The 10,563-nt window shown below is 71.9% G+C and carries 7 protein-coding genes; 5 read left to right on the forward strand and 2 right to left on the reverse strand.

The window, feature by feature from the left end:
* Window positions 1-208: 208 nt before the first annotated feature.
* Entirely contained in the window at window positions 209-589 is a 381-nt protein-coding gene (locus AMETH_RS08415; RefSeq protein WP_017987630.1) for a peptidase inhibitor family I36 protein, read from the reverse strand.
* A 191-nt stretch (window positions 590-780) separates the two neighbouring features.
* The gene (locus AMETH_RS08420) at window positions 781-1,854 is read right to left on the reverse strand and encodes a LacI family DNA-binding transcriptional regulator (protein ID WP_017987631.1); all 1,074 of its coding nucleotides are present in this window, start codon (window positions 1,852-1,854) and stop codon (window positions 781-783) included.
* 66 nt (window positions 1,855-1,920) lie between these two features.
* Between AMETH_RS08420 and AMETH_RS08425 the strand changes: the two genes are divergently transcribed.
* The 5 genes from AMETH_RS08425 to AMETH_RS08445 all read left to right on the forward strand — a co-directional run bounded on the left by AMETH_RS08425 (window position 1,921) and on the right by AMETH_RS08445 (window position 10,395).
* Entirely contained in the window at window positions 1,921-3,108 is a 1,188-nt protein-coding gene (locus AMETH_RS08425) for an MFS transporter (RefSeq protein ID WP_038531976.1), read from the forward strand.
* A gap of 20 nt (window positions 3,109-3,128) precedes the next feature.
* Window positions 3,129-5,138, forward strand: coding sequence for a bifunctional copper resistance protein CopD/cytochrome c oxidase assembly protein (locus tag AMETH_RS08430; protein WP_026153931.1), 2,010 nt, complete (start codon window positions 3,129-3,131; stop codon window positions 5,136-5,138).
* A 169-nt stretch (window positions 5,139-5,307) separates the two neighbouring features.
* Entirely contained in the window at window positions 5,308-5,805 is a 498-nt protein-coding gene (locus AMETH_RS08435) for a single-stranded DNA-binding protein (RefSeq protein WP_017987634.1), read from the forward strand.
* Window positions 5,806-5,903: 98 nt separating this feature from the next.
* A complete protein-coding gene (gene ettA, locus AMETH_RS08440; protein ID WP_017987635.1) occupies window positions 5,904-7,580 on the forward strand; it encodes an energy-dependent translational throttle protein EttA in 1,677 nt (558 codons plus the stop codon).
* A gap of 133 nt (window positions 7,581-7,713) precedes the next feature.
* Window positions 7,714-10,395, forward strand: coding sequence for a hypothetical protein (locus AMETH_RS08445; protein WP_020486777.1), 2,682 nt, complete (start codon window positions 7,714-7,716; stop codon window positions 10,393-10,395).
* The last annotated feature ends 168 nt before the right edge of the window (window positions 10,396-10,563 follow it).

A 10,563-nucleotide genomic window follows, 5' to 3' on the forward strand; every position in this document is an offset into this window, starting at 1 on the left:
GTGCCGCGCTCGCCAGGGCTGGGGTGCGAACCGCCGGGTCGCGCCTCAACTCGTGGGCGAAGACCTTCAGCGGTGACCCGCGGGCGCGCCGTGTGCCCGCGACGCGCCCGCGGGCGGGAACCGCGGGGAGCGGATCCCGGACCGCCGCCAGCCCGGACTCACGTCCCCAGGAGCGGGCGAACGGCGATCTCGTCTGCGGCGACCCGGCCTAGTTGTCCCAGATCTGGATGGCCCGCACGACGAACGGCGCGTGCGGCACGAATGTCCCGCCACCCGGGTATGTGGTGAAATCGCCTTCCGTGGAGCAGTCCTCGCCCTGGTACACCGTCACGTCGCGGTCCAGCCGGTTCCCGAACGACCGCGCGTCACCGCTGAGCGGAATGCATTCCCCGGGATTGGCCGTGCGGAGGTCGAGGAACTGCACCGACCCGCCGTAGAACTCCTCGGACCACGCGCAGAACTCGCCCTGCTCGCAGCCATACCCGGCCGGTGGCGCGGTCTCCGCCTCGGCGATGCCGCCCGCGGTCAGCAGTCCCAGCGCGGCCAGCACGAGCGCCTTCGGCAGATACGCGCGAAAATTCCCGAACATTTCTCATCTCCCCTGTGAGTCGGTCTCCGCGGTGCGCGGTTCCGGACTCCACAATGGCCGGTGGGAGAAGAGCTGTCAGCAGGGATTTCTACTTCTGTGGATAAGTAGGTTCCGTTAACTCGATCGGGGCCTCGAAAACGCACTTGTCCACAGGGCGCAAACTGGTTCTTGCCGAACGGGCGAAACCTCTGCTATTTGGCAGGACCCGTGGAACCACGCACCACCAGTTCGACGTCCAATGTGGTCGCCTTCGGCGCACGCTGCCCGGAGAGCAGGCGCAGCGCCAGTTCTCCGGCCAGTTGCCCCTTGCGCACCAGGTCCTGCCGCACGGTCGTCAACGGCGGATCCGACCACGCCGCCGGCGGCGTGTCGTCGAACCCGACGATCGACAGGTCCGCAGGCACCCGGAGACCGCGTTGCCTGGCAACGGCGAGCGCCGCGAGGGCCAGTTCGTCCGACATGCACAGCAGCGCGGTCGGCTCCCGGTCCAGCAACGCCGCCGCGCCGGGCATCGCCGCCTCCCGCGACAGCCCGGACACCTCCCAGATCGGCACCGCGTCCGGATCGATCCCGGCCGCCCCCAGGGTCTCCAGATAGCCGGCGAGCCGCTCCCGGTTGTCCAGGAAGCGACTCCGCGCCGCCTCGGCCGCGCTCAACGGACCCCTCCGCGGTTCGGACAGGCACTGCGCGGACAGGATTGCGAACCGCCGGTGGCCCAGTTCCAGCAGATGCCGGGTCGCGGCCGTCGCGCCGCCGCGGTCGTCCGTGGACACCCGCGCCGACCCGGGCACGACCGGCTGGTCGATCACCACCAGCGGCAGCCCACGCTGTTTCACCGCCCGCAGCGCCGGTGCGTTGTCCGCCAGCGAGTAGGCGACCGCGAGGTCAGCCTGCGCCGCCAGGACCCGGTCCGCCCGTGGCCCGCCGTCGTGCCCGCCCGGCAGGAGGAGCAGCGCGTGCCCTTCCGGATCGACCCGGCTCGCGAGCGCGTCCAGCGTGATCGACAACGCCGGATCGGAGAACGCCGCCGACAACCCGGTGTCGAGCATGAAGGCGATCGCGCCCGACCGCTGGGTGGCGAGGCTGCGGGCGGTCGGGTTGGGGCCCGCGTAGCCGAGCCGCTTCGCCGCGCGCAGCACTTCCTCACGCAGGTCGGCCGACAGCTGGTCCGGGCGGTTGTACGCGTTGGACACCGTCGTCCGCGAAACGCCCACCGCTTCGGCGACGTCGTCGAGCGTCGGGCGGCGCCGACGGGTACCGGTCATCGCCGCAGTCTAGACCGGCCGCCCGCCGGGTTGACGTTCTGAAGCGCTTAAGTCATTGTGGGACGGGTGATTCGGGTCAGCGATCGGGTAGCGGTGTTCGTCGTCTTCGCGCTCAACGGCGGGGTTTACGGGTCGTGGGCGCCGCGCGTGCCCGCGCTCGCCGAGCAGGTCGGCGCCAGTCCAGGCGCACTGGGGCTGGCGCTGCTCGGCGGCACAGCGGGGCTCCTGCTGGCGGCCCCGCTGTCCGGCCGCGTGTCGGAGCGGTGCGGCGCGCGTGCCGTGATGCTCGCCGCGACCCTGCTGTCCTGCGTCGTGCTGTCGCTGACCGGGCTCGTCGGCTCGGTGGCGTGGCTCGCGGTCGCGTTGTTCGGGCTCGGCTTCGCCAACGGCGGGCTCGACGTGGCGATGAACATCGGCGGCGTCAGCGTCGAGCGGCGCACGGGCAAGGCGATCATGCCGGTCTTCCACGCCGGCTTCAGCTTCGGCGGGCTGGTCGCGTCCGCCGCCGCCGGGCTCGCAGCGGCGCAGCACTGGTCACCCGAGCGGCACTTCCTGGTCGCCGCCATCGTGACAGCCCTCGTGATGCTGGTCGTATACCAGGGCTTGCCGCGTGCGGTTCCCCGCAGCGAACGGGCCGCCCGGCCGGCGACCACCGCGCCCACCCAGCGGCCAGTGCTGTGGCTGCTGGCCGTGGTGCCGCTGTGTTCCGCGATGGCCGAAGGCGCCAGCTCGGAGTGGTCCGCGTTGCTGCTGGTCACCGAGCACGGCACGGGCCAGGGCGCCGCCGCGCTCGCCTTCACCGCGTTCTCGCTCGCCATGGCCGTCACCCGGCTCGGCAGCGCGTGGGTGCAGCGCTGCCTCGGGGCCACCCGGACCCTCGCGATCGGCGCGGTCGTCGCTGCGGCCGGCCTGCTGGTGGCCGCCCTTGTCCCGGTCGCCGCTCTGGCCTTCGCCGGATTCGTGTTGGCCGGCGCGGGTCTGGCCGCCGCGTTCCCGGTCGCACTGAGCCTGGCGGGCGAGGCGGGCAAGCGTGCGGACGGCAGCGGCGGGGAGCGCGAGATCGCGTTCGTCACCACTGTCGCCTACACCGGGTTCCTGGCCGGTCCGCCGCTGATCGGCGGTATCGCACAGGCGACCTCGTTGTCCGCTTCGTTCGTGCTGGTAGCGGTTCTGGCGGCGCTCATCGCGCCTGCCGCGGTGGGCGCGAGTCGCGCACGTCACCGTGAACGGACCGCTGCCGGACTCCCCGTTTGAGCCGGGCCTACCCTCGACGTGTGCCCTCCGAAGTTACCGAGACCGCGACCCGGCGCCGGGTGAGCGTCCTCCCGCTGCTCCTGGTGTGCGGGTTGCTGGCGGCGGTGGTTGCCGTCGCGCTGCTCGCGCTGTCGGGCGGGGCCACCTACCAGATCGCCGGCCTGCCAGAGCCGGGCCTCGTGACCCAGTACGGCGTCGGCGTGGTCCGGGTGCTCGCCGACGCGGCCTCCGTCGTATGCGTCGGGTCCCTGCTGCTCGCGACGTTCCTGGTGCCGCCGCAGAAGTCCGGCGTGCTCGCGCGGGACGGGTACGCGGCGCTGCGCACCGCCGGGATCGCCGCGTGGGTGTGGTTCTTCGCCGCGCTCGCCTCGGTCCTGTTCACCGCGGCGGACGCGGCGGGCAAGCCGGTCACCGAGCTGTTCTCGCCGCAGGTCCTGCTGGACCTGGTGGACGCGATCGAGCAGCCCAAGGCCTGGCTGTGGACGGCGGGCATCGCGCTCGTGCTGGTGCTCGGCTGCCGACTGGCGCTGTCGTGGGGCTGGACCGCGGTGCTGTTCGGGCTGTCCGTCGCCGGGCTCGTCCCGGTCGCCGTGACCGGCCACTCGGCCAGCGGCGGTTCGCACGACCTCGCCACGAACAGCCTGCTCTACCACCTGATCGCCGCTTCGCTGTGGGTCGGCGGCCTGGTCGCGCTCCTCGCGCTCGGATGGCGGCGCGGGGAGCACCTGTCGCTCGCGGCGCGCCGCTTCTCCCGGCTCGCGCTGGTCTGCTGGATCGTGATGGCCGTGTCCGGCGGGGTCAACGCGCTGGTCCGGCTGCCGCTGTCCGACCTGCTCAGCACCGAGTACGGGCTACTCGTCGTGGCGAAGGTCGTCGCGTTGCTGGTGCTCGGCGTGTTCGGCCAGCAGCAGCGGACCCGCGGGGTGCGCGCAGTGGTGGACGGACAGGGCGGCGGGCAGTTGCTGCGGCTGGCCGCGGTCGAGGTCCTGATCATGTTCGTTACGATCGGCATCGCCACCGCGCTCGGCCGCACCCCGCCGCCGCAGGAAGCGGTCCAGCCGTCGACCACGGAACTGCTCATCGGCTACGACCTGCCCGGCGCGCCAACCTTGCTGCGGCTGCTGTTCGACTGGCGCTTCGACCTCGTCTACGGCACGGCGGCGATCGTGCTGGCCGCGCTCTACCTGGCGGGCCTGCGGCGGTTGCGGCGCAAGGGGATCGAATGGCCGGTCGGACGCACTGTGGCGTGGCTGACCGGGTGTTTCGTGTTGCTGATCGCCACATCGTCCGGCATCGGGCGCTACTCGCCCGCGATGTTCAGTGTGCACATGGGCAGCCACATGCTCCTGTCGATGATCGCGCCGGTGCTGTTCGTGCTGGGCGGCCCGGTGACGCTGGCGCTGCGGGCGCTGCCGGTGGCGGGCCGGGACGCTCCGCCGGGGCCGCGCGAGTGGCTGCTGGCCGCGGTGCATTCACGGGTGTCCCGCGTGCTCACCCATCCGATCGTCGCGCTGGCCTTGTTCGTCGGTTCGTTCTACGCGCTGTACTTCTCCGGCCTGTTCGACGCGGCGCTGAACTACCACTGGGCACACCTTCTGATGAACGCCCACTTCCTCCTCGCCGGTTACGTCTTCTACTGGCCGGTGATCGGTGTCGACCAGGCTCCGCGGCGCCTGCCGCACCTCGGCCGGCTCGGGATGATGTTCGCCGCGATGCCGTTCCACGCCTTCTTCGGCGTGATCCTGATGTCGAAGCAGACGATCATCGGCGACAACTTCTACCGGGCGCTGCACCTGCCGTGGGTGTCCGACCTGCTCGCGGACCAGCGCCTCGGTGGCGGCATCGCGTGGGCGTCCGGCGAGGTCCCGGTTCTGCTGGTGCTGATCGCGTTGCTCGTGCAGTGGTCGCGGGCCGACGCGCGTGAGGCGAAGCGGAAGGACCGGCGCGAGGAGGCCAGCGGCGACCAGGAGCTGGCGGCCTACAACGCGATGCTCAAGCAGATGGCGGACCAGGGTAAGCCGCGCCCGTAGCACAGCCCACCGACAATTCCGGGGGCCTGACCGATCAGCCCGGCGAGTTGTCCACACGGCCCGAAACCATCCACAGATTTCGGCCGTTTTCGCTTTCGTTCTCCCAATCGCTCGTTCCCGGTGCACTCTGGTCTCAAGCCGGTGACGACCAGTGAGAAGGAGAGTGGCGATGGCGATCGGGGAGACGATGGTGACCCTGGTGGGCACGGTGACCAGCGACATCACGGTCAAGCAGGTGGGGCAGGACCGGCACGAGCTGGCGATCTTCTGGGTGCGCAGCGACGAGCGCCGGTTCGACCGGAACAGACAGGAGTGGGTGCTGGGCAGGCGGTTCTCGGCGCGGGTGGTGTGCCGCCGCGGGATGGCGGTATCGGCCGCGGACGGGCTGCGCCGGGGCGATCCGGTCGTGGTCAACGGGCGGCTGCACACCGGGGATCCGGCCACCGGCGGGTCTCGTGCTCAACTTGAACTCGAGGCTTTCGCGCTCGGGCCCAACCTCGCCCAGTGCGGCGTCTCGCCGAGGCGGGGCTCGCGGCCCGAACCCGACGTCCCGTCCCAGATCCCGTTGTGGGAGGCTGCCGGGCCCGCCGTCGAAACCCTGCAGGCCGGGCCCGTCGACGCGCCCGCGCCGGCACTCGCCGGGCCGCGAGGAGGGCAGGGCCCGTGACACGCGGAGCGTTCTCCACGGTGACGGGGGGTTGACTGTCCGTCGCGGGATGGTGACCGGCGTTCGGTCGCGCGTGACACGGCTCTACGATCGTGGGCATGGCCGAGTTCATCTACACCATGAAAAAGGTGCGCAAGACCGTCGGGGACAAGGTCATCCTCGATGATGTCAGCACCGCGTTCTACCCGGGCGCCAAGATTGGCGTCGTGGGTCCGAACGGTGCCGGCAAGTCCACCGTGCTGAAGATCATGGCGGGGCTCGATCAGCCGAGCAACGGTGAGGCCTTCCTCCAGCCGGGCGCGAGCGTCGGGATCCTGCAGCAGGAGCCGCCGCTCAACGAGGACAAGACCGTCCGCGGCAACGTCGAGGAGGGCCTCGGCGAAATCAAGGTGAAGCTCGACCGCTTCAACGAGATCGCCGAGCAGCTGGCCACCGACTACAGCGACGAGCTGATGGAGGAGATGGGCCGGCTCCAGGAGGAACTCGACCACGCAGACGCGTGGGAGCTGGACTCCCAGCTCGAGCAGGCGATGGACGCGCTGCGCTGCCCGCCGCCGGACGAGCCGGTCACCCACCTCTCCGGTGGTGAGCGCCGCCGGGTCGCGCTGTGCAAGCTGCTGCTGTCGAAGCCCGACCTGCTGCTGCTCGACGAGCCCACCAACCACCTGGACGCGGAGAGCGTGCTGTGGCTGGAGCAATTCCTGGCCAGCTACCCCGGCGCTGTCCTCGCGGTCACCCACGACCGGTACTTCCTGGACAACGTCGCCCAGTGGATCATGGAGCTCGACCGCGGCCGCGTCGTCGGCTACGAGGGCAACTACTCCACGTACCTGGAGAAGAAGCGGGAACGCCTCGAGGTCCAGGGCAAGAAGGACGCCAAGCTCGCGAAGCGCCTGAAGAACGAGCTGGACTGGGTGCGGTCCAACGCCAAGGCGCGCCAGACCAAGTCGCGGGCCCGCCTCGACCGCTACGAGGAGATGGCCGCGGAGGCCGAGCGCACCCGCAAGCTGGACTTCGAGGAGATCCAGATCCCGCCGGGGCCCCGGCTGGGCAGCGTGGTCGTCGAGGTCTCGCATCTGAAGAAGGGCTTCGAGGACCGCGTCCTGATCGACGACCTGTCGTTCACGCTGCCGCGCAACGGCATCGTCGGCGTGATCGGCCCGAACGGTGTCGGTAAGACGACGCTGTTCAAGACAATCGTCGGGCTGGAGAAGCCGGACGACGGCGAGGTCAAGATCGGTGAGACGGTCAAGCTGTCCTATGTAGACCAGAACCGGGCCGGGATCGACCCGAAGAAGACGGTGTGGGAGGTGGTGTCCGACGGGCTCGACTACATCAACGTCGGGCAGACCGAAATGCCGTCGCGCGCGTACGTGAGCGCGTTCGGGTTCAAGGGCCCGGACCAGCAGAAGCCGTCGGGCGTGCTCTCCGGTGGTGAGCGCAACCGGCTGAACCTGGCGCTGACCCTCAAGCAGGGCGGCAACCTGATCCTGCTGGACGAGCCGACCAACGACCTGGACGTCGAGACGCTGGGCTCGCTGGAGAACGCGCTCGAGCAGTTCCCCGGGTGCGCCGTGGTCATCTCGCACGACCGGTGGTTCCTGGACCGCGTGGCGACGCACATCCTCGCGTGGGAGGGCACCGACGAGAACCCGGCCAAGTGGTTCTGGTTCGAGGGCAACTTCGAGGGCTACGAGAAGAACAAGGTGGAACGGCTCGGACCGGACGCGGCCCGGCCGCACCGGGTGACACACCGCAAGCTGACTCGCGACTGAGCGGGGAAGCCCCGTGCTAGCACGCTCGAGCCGACACGGAAGCGGAGTCCCCTTGGTAGCCACTCAGCACAGCCGATCCGGTTCGCGTCCGCAGGACGGTGGCCGGAGCGCGGAGATCGCCGCGGTCGAGCGCATGCTCGGCCAGGCCGCCGACTTCGAGCTGCGCGCGCCCGAGCTGGCGCTCGTACTCGGGGAGCGGGCGGCGGCCCTGGCCGAGACCGCCGGCGCCGAGGAGCTGTGGGTGCGTGGTGAGGGGCTCGCGGTGTCCGCGCGGGTTCGTCTCGGTCTGCGCGCGCCGACGGTGGGGCGTGCCGTGGCCGCTCTGCGTGCCGCCGAGGACACGGGGCAGACGACGCTCGCGGCGCAGCTGCGCACCGACCTCGCCGTGTGCGCCCGTAGCGTCGGCGCGCCGCTCACCGGGCTCGCGGCGTTGCGGCCGGTGCTGGACGCGTCCGGATTCGGCGGCGCGCGGAAGGCGGCGGTGCTCAGCCAGCTGGTGGCGTGTCTGGCGCAGTTCGGGCGCAAGCTGGAGCTCGACAAGACCCTCGCCGAGGCCGACCGGTTGTGCGGGGCGGACGACGACCTCGACGGTGACGGGCGGCTGCTCGCGCGGTCGCTGCTGCGGGTCGCGGTGTCGGCGCACCGGCGGCGTCACGGCGACGTCATCGGCGCGGCCGACGCGGCGCGCACCGGGCTCGGCTTCCTCGAGCAGCTGGAGGACGCGCAACACGACGGTGGTGTCGTGCGGATCCGGCTGGTGCTCCAGCTCGTGTGCTCGCTGCTTGACCGCGGGGACGGCAGGAACGCGCTGGAGCTCGCGCAGTCGGTGCTCGACGAACCGGCGCGGGCCGCGTCCGTCGCCCCGGCGGGTTGGCTCCGGATGGCGATCGCGACCCGGGTCCTGCTGCCCTCCGGCAGTGTCGAGGCGGCCGCGCGCATGCTGCGGGATGCCGTGCACGCCACGGAACGGCACGAGTTGCACGCGTTGACCGCGCGCCTGTGGACCGAGCTGGCGCACGTGGAGGAGCGGCTCGGCCGTTACGCCGAAGCCATTGAGTGCCTGCAGCTGGCGCGGGCGGCCGAGCACATCCACGCGCGGGCCCGCCGTCAGGCGGTGGGATTGCTCGCCGGTGAGTTCGGCGGTGGCGGGCACGAGGTCGACCTGGACCGCGTGCTGGGGTCGGTGCCGGCGGGCGAGGCGGCGGGCGCTTCCGTTGCGGTCGCGCCGTTGTCGGTGCCCGAGCCGAAGGTTCCGGTCACCCGTGAGCCCAGCGCCGAGGTGACGACCGGGAACGCGGACGCCCCGCGCCCCCGCGTGGCGGCCGAACAGGGCCGGAACAACAGCGAACGGTCGAGCTGGTCGCTGGCGCCCGAACCCGCCGACAAGCAGCTGGCGGACGTCGCGAAGGCCTCCCGCGCCGAGGATGCGGCACGGGTTTCGCGGTGGGACGAGATCGGGGCCGGGTCGCGGTTCGAGGAGCCGGAGCGGCCCTCGCGGGCGGACGAGGTGGCACGGCCCGAGCGTGAGTCCGCGCGAGCGAAGGCGGACGAGAGCGCGGCGGTGGCGCGGCTTGAGCAGCGTGAGTCGGTGCGGGACCGGGCTGACGAGAGCGTGTCACGGCTGGAGCGGCGTGAGTCCGCGCGGAGCCGGGCTGGCGAGGAAGCGTCGCGGTTCGGGGCGCGTGAGGCGGTGCTCGCTGACGAAGCGGCGACGGCATCCCACGCTGAGCGGACCGATTCCTCGACGGGGCCTGACGAGGTCGCGGCGGTGTCGCGGTCCGAACCGGCTTCTGGCGACGTGGTGCGGTACCGGCGGCCCGAGACGGCCGCGTCCGGCAAGCCGTCGGATCCCGAGCGGCGGGCCGGAGGGCGCCGGCGGGCGGAGGAGAAGCCGGACGGGCAACCGGCGGATGTCTCGCCCGACGAAGTCTCGTCCGAGATCGTGGCGATTTCCCGATCGGAGCGCGCTGACACGCGAGCGTCCCGGAAGACGCGGCACGATTCGGTGCACGGGTCGGTCGCGGCGCGGAGCGTGCTGGACCGGCTGGGGGTCAGCACCGGTGCGGGTGGCGGGCGCCGCCGCGCGCCCGGCGCCGGGGAGCCCGAGTCGGTTGGACGCCGCCGCGCCGAGGACGGTCCGAGCCGGGAATCCGCCGCGCGCGAAGCCGTCGGCGAGGACGTCCGTGGTGAGGCCGTCGATGCGGGCCGGGATTCCGCGGGACGAGTGGATGAGAGCGCGACCCTCGGCGGCGGCTTGGACGCGCGCCGCGAGTTCTCCGGACGCGATGATGCCACCCGGGAGGGCGTCGATTCGTCGAGCGAGTCGTGGTTGAGTGCGGATGCGGAGCCGGTCAGCCGGGCGGACCTCCCGCCGGCGGGGCGGGCCGAATCCGACGCCCGCAGTGAGAATGAGCCTGCGCCGAGCGTGCCGGTCATCGACAACTGGTTGCCGCGCTTGCGGCTGCCACCCTCGCTGGCGCCGTGGGACGACTCCGCCGACGCGGACAGCGAACTCGCGCCCAGCAACAGCACCTCGGAGACCCCGTTCACGAACGCGCCGGTGCTGCAGGACGACGGCCTCGGCGAGCCGTTCCGCACCGAGCTGACCGGCGTGCCGGACGACGACCTGCCGGAGGACGCCGGTCTCGCGGACCTGCTGGCCCGCGCGCTCGCCGAACACCAGGCGGGCACCGCGAGCGCGGCGGCGCTGGTGAAGCGACTCGGCAACCAATCGTCCTCCGAGCCGCGGCCCGTCAACGGCCACGGACGCAACGGCAGCGAGCCCGGAAACGGCCGCCACCGCGGCGACCGCTGAACTCCCAAGCCGGGTTGTCGGCGCCGGGCGTGGCAGGCGGCGGTGACCGCTGAGGTCCCTGGCCAGGCTGTCGACGGCGGGTGTGGGAGGCAGCTTGCTGCGTGGTTGCCGTGTTGCCGTGCTGGTGGTCCCTCCCGGGGTGCAGCCGGGGTGGGGGCGTCGGTGAGG

The sequence above is a fragment of the Amycolatopsis methanolica 239 genome, assembly GCF_000739085.1.
GTDB lineage: Bacteria > Actinomycetota > Actinomycetes > Mycobacteriales > Pseudonocardiaceae > Amycolatopsis_E > Amycolatopsis_E methanolica.

What these genes read in the sequence shown, in the direction of transcription:
- AMETH_RS08415 (WP_017987630.1), bottom strand. Translation starts at nt 589, where the DNA reads ATGTTCGGGAATTTTCGCGCGTATCTGCCGAAGGCGCTCGTGCTGGCC.
- AMETH_RS08420 (WP_017987631.1), bottom strand. Translation starts at nt 1,854, where the DNA reads ATGACCGGTACCCGTCGGCGCCGCCCGACGCTCGACGACGTCGCCGAA.
- AMETH_RS08435 (WP_017987634.1), top strand. Translation starts at nt 5,308, where the DNA reads ATGGCGATCGGGGAGACGATGGTGACCCTGGTGGGCACGGTGACCAGC.
- ettA (WP_017987635.1), top strand. Translation starts at nt 5,904, where the DNA reads ATGGCCGAGTTCATCTACACCATGAAAAAGGTGCGCAAGACCGTCGGG.
- AMETH_RS08445 (WP_020486777.1), top strand. Translation starts at nt 7,714, where the DNA reads ATGCTCGGCCAGGCCGCCGACTTCGAGCTGCGCGCGCCCGAGCTGGCG.